Source organism: Cellulomonas gelida (genome assembly GCF_006538725.1).
Taxonomy (GTDB): domain Bacteria; phylum Actinomycetota; class Actinomycetes; order Actinomycetales; family Cellulomonadaceae; genus Cellulomonas; species Cellulomonas gelida.
On the sequence record NZ_BJLQ01000008.1, the window covers coordinates 21,393 to 39,145 of the forward strand.

At 73.8% G+C, this 17,753-nt stretch carries 15 protein-coding genes; 6 read left to right on the top strand and 9 right to left on the bottom strand.

The window, feature by feature from the left end; all coding sequences use genetic code 11:
• Positions 1 to 87: 87 nt before the first annotated feature.
• Positions 88 to 1,350 carry a sugar ABC transporter substrate-binding protein gene (locus CGE01nite_RS05425; RefSeq protein ID WP_141369474.1) on the bottom strand — a complete coding sequence of 421 codons (1,263 nt, stop codon included), beginning with the start codon at positions 1,348 to 1,350 and terminating at the stop codon, positions 88 to 90.
• A gap of 209 nt (positions 1,351 to 1,559) precedes the next feature.
• On the opposite strand from CGE01nite_RS05425, the gene CGE01nite_RS05430 reads away from it, so the two are divergent.
• The gene (locus CGE01nite_RS05430) at positions 1,560 to 2,627 is read left to right on the top strand and encodes a LacI family DNA-binding transcriptional regulator (protein ID WP_141369476.1); all 1,068 of its coding nucleotides are present in this window, start codon (positions 1,560 to 1,562) and stop codon (positions 2,625 to 2,627) included.
• A 124-nt stretch (positions 2,628 to 2,751) separates the two neighbouring features.
• On the top strand, positions 2,752 to 4,521 hold the full coding sequence (locus CGE01nite_RS05435; RefSeq protein WP_048343101.1) for a glycoside hydrolase family 13 protein: 1,770 nt from the start codon (positions 2,752 to 2,754) through the stop codon (positions 4,519 to 4,521).
• A gap of 62 nt (positions 4,522 to 4,583) precedes the next feature.
• On the opposite strand, the gene CGE01nite_RS17250 is transcribed toward CGE01nite_RS05435, so the two are convergent.
• A complete protein-coding gene (locus tag CGE01nite_RS17250; RefSeq protein WP_255318479.1) occupies positions 4,584 to 4,793 on the bottom strand; it encodes an alpha amylase C-terminal domain-containing protein in 210 nt (69 codons plus the stop codon).
• Positions 4,727 to 6,043 (bottom strand): alpha-amylase family glycosyl hydrolase, encoded by a 1,317-nt coding sequence (locus CGE01nite_RS05440; protein ID WP_229747425.1) that lies wholly within the window; start codon positions 6,041 to 6,043, stop codon positions 4,727 to 4,729. Before CGE01nite_RS05440 ends, CGE01nite_RS17250 begins: the two co-directional genes overlap by 67 nt.
• A 105-nt stretch (positions 6,044 to 6,148) precedes the next feature.
• Between CGE01nite_RS05440 and CGE01nite_RS05445 the strand changes: the two genes are divergently transcribed.
• A complete protein-coding gene (locus CGE01nite_RS05445) occupies positions 6,149 to 7,057 on the top strand; it encodes a carbohydrate kinase family protein (RefSeq protein ID WP_141369478.1) in 909 nt (302 codons plus the stop codon).
• A gap of 22 nt (positions 7,058 to 7,079) precedes the next feature.
• Here the strand turns inward: CGE01nite_RS05445 and dusB are convergent, their stop codons facing one another.
• Positions 7,080 to 8,282: a tRNA dihydrouridine synthase DusB gene (dusB, locus tag CGE01nite_RS05450; protein WP_229747408.1), complete on the bottom strand. Its 1,203-nt coding sequence runs from the start codon at positions 8,280 to 8,282 to the stop codon at positions 7,080 to 7,082.
• 77 nt (positions 8,283 to 8,359) lie between these two features.
• On the opposite strand from dusB, the gene CGE01nite_RS05455 reads away from it, so the two are divergent.
• Complete coding sequence (locus CGE01nite_RS05455) at positions 8,360 to 8,959, top strand: SigE family RNA polymerase sigma factor (RefSeq protein WP_141369480.1); 600 nt, start codon at positions 8,360 to 8,362, stop codon at positions 8,957 to 8,959.
• On the top strand, positions 8,956 to 11,139 hold the full coding sequence (locus CGE01nite_RS05460; RefSeq protein ID WP_141369482.1) for a hypothetical protein: 2,184 nt from the start codon (positions 8,956 to 8,958) through the stop codon (positions 11,137 to 11,139). The genes CGE01nite_RS05455 and CGE01nite_RS05460 overlap by 4 nt, the downstream gene beginning before the upstream one ends.
• A 96-nt stretch (positions 11,140 to 11,235) precedes the next feature.
• Here CGE01nite_RS05460 and CGE01nite_RS05465 read toward each other — a convergent pair whose 3' ends face one another.
• The 3 genes from CGE01nite_RS05465 to CGE01nite_RS05475 form a co-directional block, all read right to left on the bottom strand.
• Positions 11,236 to 12,624, bottom strand: a complete 1,389-nt coding sequence (locus CGE01nite_RS05465; RefSeq protein WP_048343042.1) for a glycine--tRNA ligase — start codon at positions 12,622 to 12,624, stop codon at positions 11,236 to 11,238.
• A gap of 176 nt (positions 12,625 to 12,800) precedes the next feature.
• On the bottom strand, positions 12,801 to 13,148 hold the full coding sequence (locus CGE01nite_RS05470; RefSeq protein WP_048343039.1) for a VOC family protein: 348 nt from the start codon (positions 13,146 to 13,148) through the stop codon (positions 12,801 to 12,803).
• Positions 13,149 to 13,189: 41 nt separating this feature from the next.
• Positions 13,190 to 13,777 carry a helix-turn-helix domain-containing protein gene (locus CGE01nite_RS05475; RefSeq protein ID WP_048343038.1) on the bottom strand — a complete coding sequence of 196 codons (588 nt, stop codon included), beginning with the start codon at positions 13,775 to 13,777 and terminating at the stop codon, positions 13,190 to 13,192.
• A gap of 114 nt (positions 13,778 to 13,891) precedes the next feature.
• On the opposite strand from CGE01nite_RS05475, the gene CGE01nite_RS05480 reads away from it, so the two are divergent.
• On the top strand, positions 13,892 to 15,622 hold the full coding sequence (locus CGE01nite_RS05480) for an SAM-dependent methyltransferase (RefSeq protein ID WP_141369484.1): 1,731 nt from the start codon (positions 13,892 to 13,894) through the stop codon (positions 15,620 to 15,622).
• Positions 15,623 to 15,638: 16 nt separating this feature from the next.
• Here CGE01nite_RS05480 and CGE01nite_RS05485 read toward each other — a convergent pair whose 3' ends face one another.
• Complete coding sequence (locus CGE01nite_RS05485) at positions 15,639 to 16,994, bottom strand: FtsX-like permease family protein (RefSeq protein WP_141369486.1); 1,356 nt, start codon at positions 16,992 to 16,994, stop codon at positions 15,639 to 15,641.
• Entirely contained in the window at positions 16,991 to 17,749 is a 759-nt protein-coding gene (locus tag CGE01nite_RS05490) for an ABC transporter ATP-binding protein (RefSeq protein ID WP_141369488.1), read from the bottom strand. The genes CGE01nite_RS05485 and CGE01nite_RS05490 overlap by 4 nt, the downstream gene beginning before the upstream one ends.
• Positions 17,750 to 17,753: the final 4 nt, after the last annotated feature.

A 17,753-nucleotide genomic window follows, 5' to 3' on the forward strand; every position in this document is an offset into this window, starting at 1 on the left:
AGCAGTGTGGGGGGCGCCCCCGCTGTGGGCAGGGGCGTGAACGGCCGCCCGCACCGCCGTGGACGGCGGTACGGGCGGCCGCTGTCATCAGGACGCGGAGTCGATGGCGCCCTGCATGTTGGTCACCATCGTGTTCCAGGCACCGGCCGGGTCGGTCGCCTGACCGCCGATGATCTGCACCTGGGTCGTGCCCCAGAACTGCCACATGGCACCCATCTCCGGGATGGACGGCATGGGGGCGCCGGTCGCGCCGGCCTCGTTGAAGCCGGCGAGCACCGGGTCGTCGACCTTGGCCGCAGCGGTCTTGAGCGCCGGCAGTCGACCGCCGGCCTTGTACAGCTCGGTCTGGACGGCCTCGGTCGTGAGGAAGTTGGTCACGAACTCGTTCGCGAGGACCGGGTTCTTCGACTTCGCCGAGATGAAGGCACCCTGCACGCCGACGAACGGCTTGGCCTCGGAGCCACCCGCGCTCGGGACCGGCAGGACGGAGATGTCGAGACCGGCGTTCGTGAACTCGGTCGTGTACCAGGGACCGGTCACGATGTACGGCGACTCACCCGCGAGGAAGGCCTCCTTGACCTGGTCGCCACCGAGGGCGGGGTCGAGGACCTTCTCCTGGCCGAGCTTCTGCAGGTAGGTCGCGAACTTGTCGCCGTTCTCGCCGCCGAGGCCGAGCTCGCTCGTGTACGAGCCGTCGGCGTCCTGCGTGAAGATCGGGGCGTCGAACGAGGTCTGCAGCGGGTACAGGTGGTACGCGTCGCCCTGGTCACCCTGCTGGATCAGCACGGAGTAGGTCTTGCCGGCGGCCTTGCCCTCGGCGACCAGCTCGTCGAACGTCGTCGCCTTGGTCTCGGGCAGGATCGCGTTGTTCCGGACGAGCGCGATGTTCTCGATCGCGTACGGGGCGCCGTAGATCTGGCCGTCGTACGTGAAGGCCTGCACGGCCGACGTCGAGAACTCTTCGGCCTTGTCGCCGAGCTGGATGGGGGCGACGACGCCGTTGTTGACGAACTCACCGGTCCAGTCGTGCGCGCCGATGATGACATCCGGGCCCTCGCCGGTCGGGACCTGCGAGACGAAGTCGGTACGGATGTCGCCGGACACCTTCTGCACGAGGTCGACCTTGACGCCGGTCTCGGTCTGGAACTGCTCGACGATCGGCTTCATCACGTCGATGCGGGTCTCGTCGACCCACATCGTCAGCGTCCCGGTCAGCGCGGGAGCGGTGGTCTCCTCGCCGCCGGCGGGAGCGGTGGTCTCGGCGGTGCCGCCGTCCGAGTCGCTGCCGCACGCGGTGAGGGTCAAGGCGAGTCCGAGTACGGCCGCGAAGGCCGGGATGCTCCGTCGCATCGTCGTTATCTCCTGGTGTCGTGGTGGCGTTGCCCAGAGACCGGACGATGCGCCGCACCCCACCGACTCTGGCCTGATGAGCCGACGCTAACGTCGTTGCAACCGTGGCTGCAAGTCGTTACGGTAACTTTCAGGCAACAGTTGCAGAGGGCGTCCCAGGGGCGCCCGAGGCCGCTCGACACACGAACGGCCGAGGACGAGGAGGTCCGGTGTCCCCTACGCTGCCCCCCGTGCGTACCCGTCTGACGGATCTCGCGGAGCAGGCCGGCGTCAGCACGGCCACCGTGTCGCGCGTGCTGAACGGCAAGCACGGCGTGTCCGCTCAGGCACGGCAGGCGGTGCTCGCCGCGCTGGACGTCCTCGGGTACGAGCGCCCGGAGAAGCTGCGCACGCGCTCGGCCGGCCTCGTCGGCCTCGTCGTGCCCGAGCTCGCCAACCCGGTCTTCCCCGCGTTCGCGCAGGTGATCGAGTCGATGCTCACCGAGCGCGGGTACACGCCGCTGCTGTGCACCCAGTCCCCCGGCGGCACCACCGAGGACCAGTACGTCGAGATGCTCCTCGAGCACGGCGTCGCCGGCATCGTGTTCGTCTCCGGCCTGCACGCGGACACGTCCGCCAGCAAGGAGCGCTACCACCGGCTGCGCAGCCGCGGCATGCCGATCGCGCTCGTCAACGGTTTCGCCGAAGGCGTCGACGCGCCGTTCGTCTCGACCGACGACGAGGCCGCGCTCGAGCTCGCGTTCCGCCACCTGGTCTCGCTCGGTCACCGGTCCATCGGCCTCGCGATCGGGCCCGACCGGTTCGTCCCGGCGCAGCGCAAGAAGGTCGCGTTCGCCCACAACCTGCAGCGCCACCTCGGGATCGAGGACGCCGCACCGCACATCGTCTCGACGCTGTTCACGGTCGAGGGCGGTCAGGCGGCGGCGCTCGAGCTCATCGCGTCGGGTCACACCGCGATCGTGTGCGGATCGGACCTCATGGCGCTCGGCGCGATCCGCGCCGCCCGCTCGCGCGGGCTCGAGGTGCCGGACGACCTGTCCGTCGTCGGCTTCGACGACTCTCCGCTGATCGCCTTCACCGATCCCCCGCTGACCACCGTGCGCCAGCCCGTGCTGGCCATGGGGCACGCCGCGGTCTCCGCCCTCGTCGCGGAGATCAACGGCACCCCGGCCTCGCGCATGGAGCTCAAGTTCCACCCCGAGCTCATCGTGCGCGGCTCGACCGGTGCCGCGCCTGTCGTCGTGCCGCTCAACCAGCCGGTGCCGACGGTCGTCTGACCCGGCCCTCCCGGCGCGTCCTGCGCCACCCCACTGCGCCATCCCCCTGCCTCGCCGACGCCTCGGGCGAGCGGGCACGCCCGTCCGCGCGAGCGGAACCCCTCAAGGAAGCGACTCAGCACTCGTGACGACTCTCGACGCCCACCCCCTGACCGACCAGGCCACCGTCGTGCACGCGCCCGGGGCGCTCGACGGCGAGTGGTGGCGCCACGCGGTGATCTACCAGGTCTACCCGCGCTCGTTCGCCGACGGGTCGGGCGACGGCATCGGCGACCTGCCCGGGATCACCTCGCGCCTCGAGCACCTCGCCGAGCTCGGCGTGGACGCGGTCTGGCTGTCGCCGTTCTACCGCTCGCCGCAGGCCGACGCGGGCTACGACGTCGCCGACTACCGCGACGTGGACCCGCTGTTCGGCACGCTCGCCGACTTCGACGCGCTGCTCGCCCGGGCGCACGGGCTCGGGCTGCGCGTGATCGTCGACCTGGTGCCGAACCACACCTCCGACGAGCACGCCTGGTTCGTCGAGGCACTGGCCGACGGCCCCGGCTCGGCCGCGCGCGAGCGCTACCTGTTCCGCGAGGGCCGCGGGGAGAACGGCGAGCAGCCGCCGAACAACTGGCAGTCGATCTTCGGCGGCCCGGCCTGGACTCGCGTGCCCGACGGGCAGTGGTACCTGCACCTGTTCGACTCGCGTCAGCCCGATCTCGACTGGGAGCACCCGCAGGTGCGCGCCGAGTTCGAGGACGTGCTGCGGTTCTGGCTCGACCGTGGCGTCGACGGCTTCCGCATCGACGTGGCCCACGGCATGGTCAAGGCCGAGGGCCTGCCCGACTGGGACGGTCACGTCTCGATGATCGAGGGCTCCGAGGCCGCGTTCGAGGCCGCCGAGCACGCGCTGCACGACCACGCGCCGAGCGCGGGGGGCCGCGTGGACGAGGTCACGGGCTCCGGCAACCAGGGCCCGATGTTCGACCAGGAGGGCGTCCACGAGATCTACCGCGCGTGGCACCGCGTCCTGGCCGAGTACGACGGCGACCGCGCGCTGGTCGCCGAGGCCTGGGTCGAGCCCCTGTCGCGCCTGGCGCGGTACGTGCGGCCCGACGAGATGCACCAGGCCTTCAACTTCGCCTTCCTCGCCACGCTGTGGCACGCGCCGTCCCTGCGGGACGTGATCACCGCCTCGTACACGGCCTCCGACTCCGTCGGAGCGCCGACCACGTGGGTGCTGTCGAACCACGACGTCGTGCGGCACGCGTCCCGGCTCGGGCTCGCGACGCCCGGCTCGCGGCCCAACGGGATCGGCGCCGACGACGAGCAGCCCGACGAGGAGCTCGGCCTGCGCCGCGCACGGTGCGCGAGCCTGCTCATGCTCGGCCTGCCCGGCTCGGCGTACCTGTACCAGGGTGAGGAGCTCGGCCTGCCCGACCACACCACGCTGCCCGACGACGTGCGTCAGGACCCCGCGTTCTTCCGGACCCTGGGCGCCGAGCTCGGGCGCGACGGCTGCCGCGTCCCGCTCCCGTGGGCGGCCGCCGAGCCCGGGTTCGGGTTCTCCCCCACGGGCGAGACCTGGCTGCCGCAGCCGCAGTCGTTCGCGCGCTACGCGGCCGACGTCCAGCGCGGCGTGCCCGGCTCGACCTACGAGACCTACCGCACCGCGCTGCGCGTGCGCCGCGCGGAGTCCCTCGGCTCGGGTGGTCTCACGTGGCTGCCGTCGGGTGCCGACGTCCTCGACTTCGTCAACCGCGACGTGCGCGTGGTCGCCAACCTCGGCGACGGGCCGGTCGTGCTCGCCGCGGGCACGCGGGTGCTGCTCGCGTCCGGCCCGCTCGCCACGGACGACGCGGGCGCGCTGCTCGTCGGCGCCGACACGACGGTCTGGGTGCGCCCCTGACATCCACGCCGTCCGCACCGCCACGAGGCTCCTGACGCCGTGGCGGTGCGGACGGCGTGCGCTCACGACCGGTGCGCGACGTCCCAGGCCTGCGCCGACCGCGGCGGGACGGTGACGTTCAGCCGTCCGTCGGACACCTCCGTCGCGAGGCAGTCCTCCTGGCCGGCCAGGACGTCGCAGTACCCCCCGTCGGGCAGGCTCGTGCTCAGCGTCGTGACCAGCTCGTCGTCACCGGCGTTGACGACGACGAACGCACGCCGACCCCGACCCAGAGCGACCGCGTCGCCCTGGGACCGGTGTCGACCACGGGGGCGTCGCCCGCGACACCACGCCAGCCGACCATCCCCGCGACCTGCGGCCACCGGTGCTGGCACACCCAGTCGCCGTCGGTCACGGGCGTCGTCGGTGCCGGGTCCGCGACGCAGGTCGCGTCGAGCACGCGGCCGTCGGCGTCCTGGCGCGGGCCGGTGTCGGTGTCCGTGAACGCGTAGCCGGAGTAGACCTGCGGCGTCCCGTACGCCCCGGCGAGCATGAGGACGCTCGCGAGCGCGTCGGTCGGGCCGTCCTGGTAGCTGAGCGTGGAGCCGTTGCGCTCGGTGTCGTGGTTCTCGACGAAGACGATCGCGTCGTCCGACGGCACGTAGCGCGCGGCGGCCTGCCCGAGCTCGAGCGCCAGCCCGGGCGAGCCCGCGAGCATCCCGGCGAGCTCCTTGCCGTAGGTGAACTCGTAGACCTGCCCGAGGGGGACGTACTCCTGGGGCGTGATCGGCTCGGCGGACCCGCGGATGACCTCCTGCATGATCGCGACGTCGTCCGGCAGCGGCGCGAGGATCGCCGCCAGGTCGTCGGCCGCGATGTGCTTGGCGGCGTCGATCCGGAACCCGTCGACGCCGAGCGACAGCAGGTCCTGCAGGTAGGCGGTGAGCCGCTCGCGGACCTGCGGGTTGCCCGTGTCGAGGTCGGCGAGGTTCAGGAGCTCGCACGTCTGGACCTGGGCGCGGTCGAGGTAGACCGCGATGTCGTCGTTCGCGGTGAGGCCGCAGTGGTGGAAGTCGTCCGGAGCCCACAGCCCCGGGTAGGCGTAGTGCTCGTACGACGAGCCCGCCCACCCGGTGCCGGGCGCGTCCTGGCCGGTCATGTGGTTGACCACCGCGTCGACACGCACGTCCACGCCCGCCTCGTGGCAGGTCGCGATCATCGCGCTGAGCTGCTCGCGCGTCCCGAGCCGCGACTCGAGCTCGTAGCTCACCGGCTGGTAGGCGGTCCACCACGGCTCGCCCAGCACGTGCTCCTGCGGGGGCGAGGTGAGCACCCACGCGTAGCCCGCCGGTCCGAGCGTCGAGGTGCACTCGTCCGCGATCGCGTCCCAGGTCCAGCTGAAGAGCTGCACGCCGACGTCGTGCCCGCTGCCGTCAGTCGCGGGCCGGGTCGCAGGGTCGGGCGGGTCGCCGGCGCAGCCGGAGAGCGTGAGCAGGGCGAGGCCCGCGAGCGCGGCGGCCGCGCGGCGTACGAGGTGCGTCATCGTCACCACCAGGTCGTCAGCCGTGCGCAACGGTGCTGCAACGGCTTGCAGCAACTTGCTGCCAGGGCTACCAGAGTAGGGGTCCGGGCCCGTAGGTTGCGTCACGTGACTCACGTCGTCGTGAACGGGCCCGCGTCCTGGAACACCGTCGTCCGGCTGCCGACGCTCCCGGAACCGGTGCCGCACATGGTCCTGGCCTCGAGCCACCATGACGGGCTCGGGGGCACGTCCGCGGGCAAGGCCGTCACGCTCGCTGCGATCGGCGTCCCGACGACGCTCGTCACGACGACCGGCGACGACGAGCCCGCGTCGCGCGTCCTGGCCGCGCTGCGCGCCGGGCGCCACGGCGACACGCTGCGCGTCGTGGCCCGGCCGGCGCTCGGCGGTCGCACCGAGCGCCACGTCAACCTCGTGTCCGACGACGGCGACCGCCTCTCGGTCTACCTCGAGCTGCCCGCCGCTCCCCCGCCGGACGACGAGACGCTCGGGCTCGTGCGCAGCGCGCGTGCCGCCGTCCTCGACCTCGCGGACTCCTCGCGCCCGCTGCTCGACGTCGCGCGGGCCGCGGGCGTGCCGGTCTGGTGCGACGTCCACGACGACGACGGCGTGGGCGACTACCCCCGCGCCTTCGTCGCGGCCGCCGACGTGCTGCTCGTGTCCGCCGCGCGGTTGACCGACCCCGGTGCGTACCTGTCCGCGGCCGTCGCCGGGGGCGCGACGCTCGCCGTCGCGACCCGTGGCTCGCGCGGCGCGATCGCCCGCGACGTCGACGGGTGGTGGGAGGTCGGCGCGATCGAGGCGGGCCCGCTCGTCGACGCCGAGGGCGCCGGGGACGCGTTCCTCGCCGGTCTGCTGCGCGCGACCCTCGCAGGCGCCGCGCGGGGTCAGGCCCTCGCGGAGGCCGCCGCGACCGCGGCGCTGGCCGTCGCGAGCGCGGGCCTCGGCGCGCCGCAGGCCCACGTGCCGGAGGTCGAGCGCCTCGCCGCGCAGGTGCGCGTCGCGCGCGTCGAGTGACGCACGTCGGCCAGAGGCCAGGTCAGCCGCCCGAGACGCTCAGCTCGGCCTCGTGCAGGTCCTGCCGGAACTCCTCGGAGAGCTCGCGCGAGTCGAGCCAGCCGTAGGGAAGGATCGGCCGCTTCGGTGCGCCGGCGCGTCCGCGCTGGCCCTCGGCGGGCTCGCCCGGGTACGGCTGGTCCAGGTCGAGCAGGGCGAGCAGGTCGTCGAGCTCCGCGAGCGTCGAGACGAGCCCGAACCGGGACCGCAGCTCACCACCCACCACGTAGCCCTTGAAGTACCAGGCCATGTGCTTGCGCATCTCGCGCAGCGCCTTCGACTCGTCGTCGAAGTGCTCGACCATGAGCTCGGCGTGACGACGCACCGTCGCCGCGACGTGGCGCAGCCCCGGCCGCACCCGCTCGTCGGAACCCGCGAACGCCGCGGCGAGGTCCGCGAACAACCACGGCCGCCCCTGGCACCCGCGACCGACGACCACGCCGTCGCACCCGGTCTGCTCGACCATCGCCAGGGCGTCCTCGGCCGACCAGATGTCGCCGTTGCCGAGCACCGGGATGTCGGTGACGGTCTCCTTGAGCCGCGCGATCGCCTCCCAGTCCGCCGTGCCCGAGTAGTAGTCCGCCGCGGTGCGGGCGTGCAGAGCGACGGCCGCGACCCCCGCCTCCTGCGCGACGAGCCCCGCCTCGAGGTACGTCAGGTGGTCCTCGTCGATGCCCTTGCGCATCTTGACGGTCACGGGCACGCCGTACGGCTCCGCGGCCGCCACGGCCTGCGTGACGATCGCCCGGAACAGGTCCCGCTTCCAGGGCAGCACCGCACCGCCGCCGCGGCGCGTGACCTTGGCGACCGGGCAGCCGAAGTTCAGGTCGACGTGGTCCGCGCGGTCCTCGCTGACGATCATGTGGACCGCCGCGGCGACCGTCGCCGGGTCCACGCCGTACAGCTGCACCGAGCGCGGCTTCTCGTCGGGCTCGTGCGAGATGATCCGCAGCGACTCCTCGCCGCGCTCGACGAGCGCGCGGCTCGTGACCATCTCCGCGACGTAGAGCCCCGCACCCGACTCGCGGCACAGGCGGCGGAACGCCGCATTGGTGACGCCCGCCATCGGTGCGAGCACGACGGGCGTGTCGATCTGCAGCGGCCCGATGCGCAGCGGGGGCAGCACCGGCGTAGCTGTCGATGCGCGCTCGTCGCTCCGCTCGTTCGTCAGGGTCACGTCGGACATTCTCCCATCGTCGGACGGGTGACCTCCGGCCACTCAACCTTCGTGGCCGCTCGCACGTCTCCTACGGTGTGACCACCATGACAGCCGGGACCCGCGACGAGGACGACTCGTCCCACGTCGAGTCCCTCACCGTCGTCTCCGTCCGACCAGGTCAGGCGCGCACGCGCGCCGAGATCGATCGCGAGTTCGCCGCCTTCGTCGCGCAGCACGGCGGCGACCTGCTGCGCACCGCGTGGTTGCTGTGCGGTGACGCACACCGCGCGGAAGAGCTCACCCAGCAGGCGCTCGTGCGCACGTACGCCGCCTGGTCGCGGACGCACGACCCGCTCCCCTACGCGCGACGGGTGCTGGCGAACCTGCGCGTCGACACCTGGCGACGACGACGCCGGGAGGTCCTGACCGCTCCGGAGGACATGCCCGAGCGCGACCGCGTGCACGTCGGCACCGACGAGCACGCCCGCACCGAGGACCGCGACCAGCTCGTACGGGCGCTCGCGCTGCTCACCCCGAGGCAGCGCCGGATCGTCGTGCTGCGGCACATGGTCGGCCTGCCCGAGGCCGAGGTCGCCGCCGAGCTCGGCGTGAGCCTCGGCACCGTCAAGTCCACCGCGTCGCGTGGCCTGGCCACGCTGCGCGCCGCCCTCACCACCGAGACCAGCCAGGAGGATGCGCGATGAGCACCGACCTGCGTCCCGACCCCGACCTCGCCGCCCGCGCCGAGCGCACGACGCCGCTCATGTCCCTCGACCCCGACGCCCTGCTGGGCGCCGCCCACCGGCACGTCCGGCGCCGCACCGCTGCGCGCGTCGCGGGCGGCGCGCTCGCGGTGGCCGCGGTCGCGGTCGTCGGCGCGCAGCTCGCCGCGGACCGCACCACCGAGCCCGACCCGGCCCAGCCGCCCACGCAGGTCGCCCGCCCGCTCGGCGACGGTGCGGTCGTCGAGGTCGCCGACGGTCTCCTCGCCGCGAACCGGCCGGGCGCCAAGCACGCGCCCGACCCCCGTATCGACCCGCTCGTCGACGGGGCCACCTGGCAGGTCGACCTCGGCCTGACCACGGACGACCACGAGCTGGTGCTCGGGGTCGGACCCGTCGTCGACGGCATGCAGCAGGGCGCCGCGTACTACAGCCGCGTGACCGCGAGCGGTACGTCCGACGGCTACGGCGGTGGCGTCTGGACCTGGGGCACGCCGTCCGTCGAGGACGGCGTGCGGCTCGTCGCCCCGCTCGACTCGGGCGAGTGGAGCGAGCTCGTGGTCGTCCCCACGACGATGCGTGACCCCCACGTCCTGCTGTGGAGCACCGCGGGGTTCGAGGCGTCCGGCGGCTCGCGCGTCGCGGTCGAGCTCCCGACGTTCGCCGCGCCCGACGGTCAGCTGCTCGCCGCCGCTCTCGGCGACCCCGCCGTGGCCGACTCGATCCAGTCCGGCGAGTCGGGGGTCGTCTTCGTCGGGTCCGACGGTCGCGTCGTCCAGGCGCCGTGCGCCGACCTGCCCACGCCGCAGTGCCCGACCATCGACGACGTGCCCGGGCTCGCGGCTGCGGTCGCCGCGGTGACGTCGGCGCCGACCGCCGAGACCGCCGCGACCACCAAGCTGGCGGAGGGCGTGCACGCCACCACCTCGCTCGCGCGGTCGTCGGGCGACGGCTGGGACGCCGGTCTGCGGATCACGGGCTCGTGGGCCGACGAGGGCGAGTCCGGCGTCGTCGTGCTGGCACCGGCGACCGAGGTCGAGCTCGGCACCGCGCGTGACGCGTTCGACGTCCCCGCCACGGACGGGGTGCGCGTCCGCGTCTCCGGCCTCGACGGTGTCAGCGCGTTCACCTGGGCGGACGACGACTCCGCCGACCGCTTCCCCGCCCAGAAGTACTACCCCGGGTCGTTGCGCTGGGACATGAACGACGACGTCCGCCTCCTGGCCGGTGCCGTGCCCCGGTGGCTGCCGAACGGCCGGGTCGTGCTGTGGCTGCCGCGCGGCGTCGTCGGGAACGACGGCGAGCGGGTCCACGCGCTCGACGTCCCGACGTTCGCGGACCCCACGGGCAGCGGATCCCACCTCTACGCGATCAGCCTCGACGAGGGCGTGGCCATGAGGGACGTGACGGCGCTACGGGACGCGCTCGTGCTCTACCTCGGCGAGGGGACGACGGCCGACGAGGTCGCCGAGGGCTCGGGCAGGTGCACCGCGCTGGACCCCGCGTGCCTCGAGGCGCAGCCGGACGGCGGCGCGGCACTCGTCGCCGCCCTCGCGGAACGCGGCGTGGACGTCGCCGACGTGACGCTCGGCGCAGGCGTCACGCCGCCTGCCGGGCCGTCGACCGCGGCCTCGGTCGGCGAGGGGATCACCGCGGCCACGGCCTGGTCCGACGACGAGCGCCTCGACCTGGGCGACGTCGAGGGTCGGCGGGTGTGGCTCGAGCTCGCCGACGGTGCCGGCGACGTCCTGCTGCCGACGCTCTACCTCGACACGACGCTCCCACAGACGCAACCGCGTCAGCTCGACCTGACGTCGATGGACGGCACGGTCGCTCCGCTCGCTCCCGACGTGCGCGCCTTCGTCGAGATCGGTGCCGCACCGCAGGACGGCGCCTGGCGGGCATTCACCTGGTCCGTCATGGGGAACGCGCGGGGCGACCTCCCCGTCGAGCTGCCCACCGTGTGGCACGGCGATCGCGCGATGTACGCGTACGTCGCGACGGACGCGTCCGGGCACTTCGACACGCTGAGCACGAACGTCTGGGTGTCGCCTGGTGGCGACGTGCTCGTGCCTGGCTGTGAGGGCATCAGCGAAGAGGAGTGCGAGCAGACGGGCGGCACGCCGGGGATCTTCGCGGACGTCCGCGCGGCGCTCGGCTGACGTCGCCTGCAGTGAGGCGCGAGCACGCGACGAGGCCCGTCTCCGGTGGACCGGGGACGGGCCTCGTCGTCGTTCGCGGCCGCGAGGGCCGGCAGGTCAGGCGCCGAGCAGGCGCGGGGCGAGGTAGGACGTGACCTGGTCGAGCGCGACGCGCTCCTGGCTCATGTCGTCGCGGTGCCGGATGGTGACGGCCTGGTCGTCGAGGGTCTCGAAGTCGACCGTGATGCAGAACGGCGTGCCGATCTCGTCCTGCCGGCGGTAGCGGCGACCGATCGCGCCGGCGTCGTCGAAGTCGACGTTCCAGTTCTTGCGGAGCTCGGCCGCGAGGTCGCGCGCCTTGGGCGAGAGCTGCTCGTTGCGGGACAGCGGCAGGACCGCGGCCTTGACGGGCGCGAGGCGCGGGTCGAGCTTGAGCACGACGCGCGTGTCGACGCCGCCCTTGGTGTTGGGCGCCTCGTCCTCGGTGTAGGACTCGACGAGGAACGCCATGAGGCTCCGCGTCAGGCCCGCGGCCGGCTCGATGACGTACGGCACGTAGCGCTCGTTCTTGCCCTGGTCGAAGAACGACAGGTCCTGGCCCGAGTGCTCGGTGTGCGTGGACAGGTCGAAGTCGGTGCGGTTCGCGATGCCCTCGAGCTCGCCCCACTCGCTGCCCTGGAAGCCGAACCGGTACTCGATGTCGACGGTCCGCTTCGAGTAGTGCGACAGCTTCTCCGCCGGGTGCTCGTAGAGCCGCAGGTTGTCGCGGTCGATACCGAGGTCGACGTACCAGTCGGTCCGGTAGTCGATCCAGTACTGGTGCCACGTCTCGTCGGTGCCGGGCTCGACGAAGAACTCCATCTCCATCTGCTCGAACTCGCGCGTGCGGAAGATGAAGTTGCCGGGCGTGATCTCGTTACGGAACGACTTGCCGATCTGGCCGATGCCGAACGGGGGCTTCATGCGCGCGGCGGTGTAGACGTTCTTGAAGTTCACGAAGATGCCCTGCGCGGTCTCGGGCCGCAGGTAGTGCAGGCCGGACTCGTCCTCGACCGGGCCGAGGTAGGTCTTGAGCATCATGTTGAAGTCACGGGGCTCGGTCCACTCGCCCTTGGTGCCGCAGCTCGGGCACGGCACGCCCGCGAGGCCGCCCTCGGGCGCGCGGCCCTTGCGCTCCTCGAACTCCTCGAGCAGCTGGTCCTCGCGGAAGCGCTTGTGACAGCTCAGGCACTCGGTGAGCGGGTCGGTGAACACGCCCACGTGGCCCGAGGCCACCCACACCTGGCGCGGCAGGATCACCGAGGAGTCGAGGCCGACGATGTCGTCGCGGCTCGTGACCATCGCGCGCCACCACTGGCGCTTGATGTTCTCCTTCAGCTCGACACCGAGGGGTCCGTAGTCCCACGCGGAGCGGGTACCGCCGTAGATCTCGCCGCTCGGGAACACGAAGCCTCGCCGCTTGGCGAGGGAGACGACGGAATCGAGACGCGAGGGTGCCACGGCGATGCTCTCCAGGTGTTCGAGGCCCGCCGCTGGGTGCTGCGGGCTGGGGTCTGAGCGAAGTCCGTGGGGCGTCGTGCTCGACGTCCCACGGAGCCCGCCCAGGCTACCGGTCGTGCACCGTCGACCTGGCATCCATTCGTCCGTGGCCCGCACCCCGCCGCCCGGCGGGCGCGCGCAGGTCAGTGCTGCGAGACGCAGAACTGGTTGCCGTCCGGGTCGGCGAGCACCGTCCAGGAGAAGCCGCCCTCGGTGTGCGTGTCGACGAGCGACGCGCCGTCGGCGACCAGGCGCGCCACCTCCGCCGGCGCGTCGGACGCCGCCAGGTCGAGGTGCACGCGGTTCTTGCCCGGCGTCGCCTCCTCGACCTTCTGGAAGCCGACGCGCGCCACTCCCTGCACGTCGGCCGCGACGACGAACCAGCCGTCCGACTCGTCGCGGACCTCGCCGCCGAGCTGCCGTGCCCACCACGTGGCCAGCGCCACCGCGTCGGTCGTGTCGAACGTGACCATCTCCACCGTGAGTCCCATGCGGGCCACCGTAGAGCGCACCTCCGACACGCACCGGGTACTCAGTCCTTCGTGCCCCGCGCGCGGGGTCGCGCCCGCACGTGCATGCGCTCGCCCTGCGGGCCGAACAGCGTGAGCAGCTCGGTGGGCCCCGGGCCGGGGTTCACGAACGCGTGCGGCGTGCGCGTGTCGAACTCCGCGACCTCCCCCTCGCCCAGCACGAGGTCGTGCTCGCCGAGCACGAGCCTGACGCGGCCGGACAGCACGTACATCCACTCGTAGCCCTCGTGCGTCTGCTGCTCGAGCGTGCGTTGCGGCGCGCTCGGCGCGAGCACCATCTTGTAGGCACGCAGCCCGCCGGGTCGGCGCGTCAGCGGCACGTACGTCGCACCGCGGTGCTCGAAGGGCTGGGCGTGCACGCGCGGGTCCCCGGTGTGCGGTGCGCCGACGAGCTCGTCGAGCGGCACCTGGTGCACGCGCGCGAGCGGCAGCAGCAGCTCGAGCGTCGGCCGCCGCTGCCCCGACTCGAGCCGCGACAGCGTGCTCACCGAGATGCCCGTCGCGCTCGAGAGCGCCGCGAGCGTGAGGTCCCGCCGTTGGCGCAGCGCGCGCAGCCGCGGCCCGACACCCGCCAGCACGTCGTCAGTCATCCGCTCACCTCCCCATCCGCCCACCTTGCCACTTCGGCAACGATCCTTGCCGCGCGGCGACTCCGTGGGAGACGGTCCCACGAGGACACCGCACGCGGACGGACGGAGCACAGCATGGAGCGTCACGACGAGCACGAGCCGCACCACGGGCACGACCTGCAGCACCAGCACGGAGACGACGCACCCCCGCACCCCACCGCGTGGCCGGGGTCGGGCACCGGCTCGTCACCCGGCGGCGACGGGGACGGCACCTGGGACGGCACGTGGGACGTCGTCGTGGCCGGTGGCGGCGCGGCAGGGCTGGCGGCCGCTCTCGTCCTGTCCCGCGCCCGGCGCCGCGTGCTCGTCGTCGACGACGCCCGTCCGCGCAACGCGGTCGCCGCGCACGCGCACGGCTACCTGACCCGCGACGGCATCCCGCCGCGCTCGCTGCTCGCGCACGGCCGCGACGAGGTCGCGGGCTACGGCGGCGAGCTGCGCACCGGCCGCGTCGTGGCGGTCAGCGGTCACCTCGGCGCGTTCGAGGTCGAGCTCGACGACGGCAGCCACCTCACGACGCGCACGGTCGTGAGCGCGACCGGCGGGCGCGACGTCCTGCCGGACGTGCCGGGGCTGGCTCGACGCTGGGGCCGCGACGTGCTGCACTGCCCGTACTGCCACGGCTGGGAGGTCGGCGACGGACCTGTCGTGGTCGTCGGCGACGGACCCCTGGGCGTGTACGCCGCGCTGCTCTGGCGGCAGTGGACCCCGCGCGTCACGCTCCTGCGCGGCGACCCGCTGCTCCCGGCCGACGAGGCGGCACGCCTGTCCGCTCGTGGCGTGCGTGTGGCCCTCGGCGGCCTCGCCGAGCTCGTCGTGCAGGACGACGCACTGACCGCCGTGCGCACCGACGCCGGCGAGACGATCCCGGCGGACGCGGTCGTCGTGCGCACGACCCTCGAGGCGAACGACGCGCACCTGCGCCCGCTCGGCCTCGTCGCCGAGCCCGTCGAGCGCGCGGGCGTCGTCGTCGCCACCGCCGTGCCGGCCGACGAGGCGGGCGCGACCGCCGTCCCCGGGGTGCGCGTGGCCGGCAACTCCTTCGACCCCATGGCCACCGTCCTGACGTCCGCCGCGCAGGGTGCGAGCGTCGCGGCGCAGCTGAACGCCGAGCTCGTCGAGCTGGACGCCCGCGAGGCCGTCGCGCGCTGGCGTGAGCAGACCGCGGGCGACGTGCGCGACCGGTCGACGTGGTCGCTGGACGCGGCGGGCTGGGAGGACCGGTACGGTTCCGCGCCCGCGGTGTGGAGCGGGCAGCCGAACGCGGCGCTCGTGGCACACACCGGGCACCTCACGCCCGGGACTGCGCTCGACCTGGGGGCAGGTGAGGGTCGTGACGCGGTGTGGCTGGCCGAGCAGGGCTGGCGGGTCACCGCCGTGGACTTCGCGGCGACCGGGCTGGCGCGCGGCGCACGTGCGGCAGCCGACGCGGGGGTCGAGGTGCGCTGGGTCCAGGCGGACGTCGCGACCTGGGACGACGACGCGCAGTTCGACCTCGTGACCTCGCACTTCATCCATCTCGCGCCGCAGGCGCGCGCAGGCTTCGTCGCGCGCGCCGCCCGGCACGTGGCCCCCGGCGGGACGCTCCTGATCGTCCAGCACGACGCGCTGGACCTCGCCGCGCCGGTCGGCCGGCCGCACGACCCCGGCATGTTCCCGGGCGCCGACGAGGTGCGTGACGAGCTCGTCACGCACGACGGGGCCTGGGTGGTCGAGGTCGCGGCGTCGGTCCCACGGCTGGCCCGGACGGGCCAGGGTGAGACCGTCACGGTCCACGACGCGGTCCTGCGGGCGCGACGCGCCTGAACCCGGCCGCGGCGGGTCAGTCCACGCGCACCACGGTCTCGGCCAGCACGCGCCGCAGCAGGGGGCGGGACGTCTCGGTGGCCGCGAGCACGAGCAGCACGCCCACGGCCAGGCTCGCGGCCAGCAGCAGCGGACCCTGAGGAGCCGTGAGCACCGCGAACCCGAGCAGCGGCAGGAGCAGCGCGAGCGCGAGGGCCGCCGATCCGACGGACGCCACGACCACCGGGCCGACGACCTCGCGGCGCCGCACGTCGTCGAACAGCTCGGCGGGCGCCCCGGCGAGGTGCGCGAGCGCGAGCTCGCGCCTGCGGTCGAGGACGGAGGCGGCCTGCGCGATCCCCGCCGACGCCGCGGCCAGCAGGAACGCGATGAGCAGGGTGAGCAGCCCGCCGGTCACGATGTCGCCCGTCAGGAGGCGGGTGTCCGCGTCGTCCCCGGACACGTCGGCCAGTGCCGGGATCACCGCGAGCGCACCGGCGACGAACGAGGCGAGCGCGAGCCCGCCGACGACGCGCCACACCCCGCGCGGGTCGTCGAGCAGGCGTCGTGCGGCGAGCAGCTGGGCGGGGGTGCGGGCGCGCCGCAGCCGGCGCCGGCCGGCCACACCCAGGAGCCACGGACCGATCGCGTTCACGGCCAGGAAGGCCAGCGCGAGCGCGCCGAGCAGCACCGCGACCGCCGCGGCGGCGAAGAGCTGCAAGGTCATCGACACGACGACGAACGACGCGAACGCGACGACGGCGACGACCACGCGCACCGCGCGAAGCGCCGGCGGGCGCACGCGTCGCGCCACGCCCAGGGGTGAGACCACGACCTGGCGCAGCGTGACGGCCCCGCTCACCGCCGCGAGCAGCGGGACGACGAGCCACACGAGCGCCAGCACGCCGGGACCGACCCACAGCTCGCCCACCGTGAACGTCCGTCCCAGGAGCGGGATCGCCGCCCACACGGGCAGCAGCACCCCGTAGAGCACGGTCCCCAGCACGGCACCCGCGAGCCCCTGGGTCGCCGTCTCGACGAGCGTCAGGCCGACCACCTCGCGCGGCGTCGCGCCGAGCAGCCGCAGGGTCGCCAGCCGCTCGTTGCGGCGCGCCACCCCGAGCCGCGCGGCCGCGCCGCCCAGGGTCAGCAGCGGCACGACGAGCAGGACGGTCGCCACCCAGGCGAGCAGCACGTACGTCTCACCCAGGCGCTCCTCGAACCCCGTGACCGGGTGCTGGGCGCGCTCGACGAACCCGAGCGTCGCCGCGAGCACGCTCGTGGCCAGCGCGCTCGTCACCGCGAACGCGAGGACGGCGAGCGTCGTGGTGAGGCGACCGTCGCGCCCCGAGGCGCGCGCGAGCCGCGGCGCGAGCCCGACGACCACGTTCACGCCGGCACCGCGTCCGCCGGCACCGCGTCCGCCGGCACCGCGTGCTGAGGGGCGACGACCAGCCCGTCACGCACGTCGACGCGGCGGTCGCACCAGGCGGCGACGCTCGCGTCGTGCGTCACGACGACGAGCGAGGCGCCCACGGCGCGCGTCGACTCGGTGAGGACCCGCATCACGTCCTGGCCGGTCGCCTGGTCCAGCGAGCCGGTCGGCTCGTCGGCGAACACCACGTCCGGGCGGGTGACCAGCGCCCGCGCGACCGCGACCCGCTGCGCCTGGCCACCCGACATCTCCCCCGGGCGCCGGTCACGCTCGTCGGCCACGCCGAGCGCCGCCAGCCACTGGACGGCGAGCTCCTGCGCCTGCGCACGCGGCTCACCGTCGAGCATCGAGGCGATCGCCACGTTCTCGAGCGCCGTCAGCTCGGACAGCAGCTGCCCGTGCTGGAACACGAACCCGTAGCGCCCGCGCCGCAGCAGCGACCGCTCACGCTCGGAGAGCCGCTCGACGCGTCGTCCGCGGAGCGTGACTGCACCCTCGTCGGGCACCAGGACGCCCGCGAGCACGTGCAGCAGCGTGGACTTGCCCGAGCCGGACGGGCCCATGATCGCCAGGGCCTCCTCCTCGCCCAGGTCGATGTCGACGCCCGCGAGCGCGGTCGTCGAGCCGTACCGCTTGACGAGGCCGCGACCGGACAGTCGCGGGTCGTGCCGGGAGGTGGTCACGACGAGGGGGTGGGTCACCGTCTGGCTCATGCCT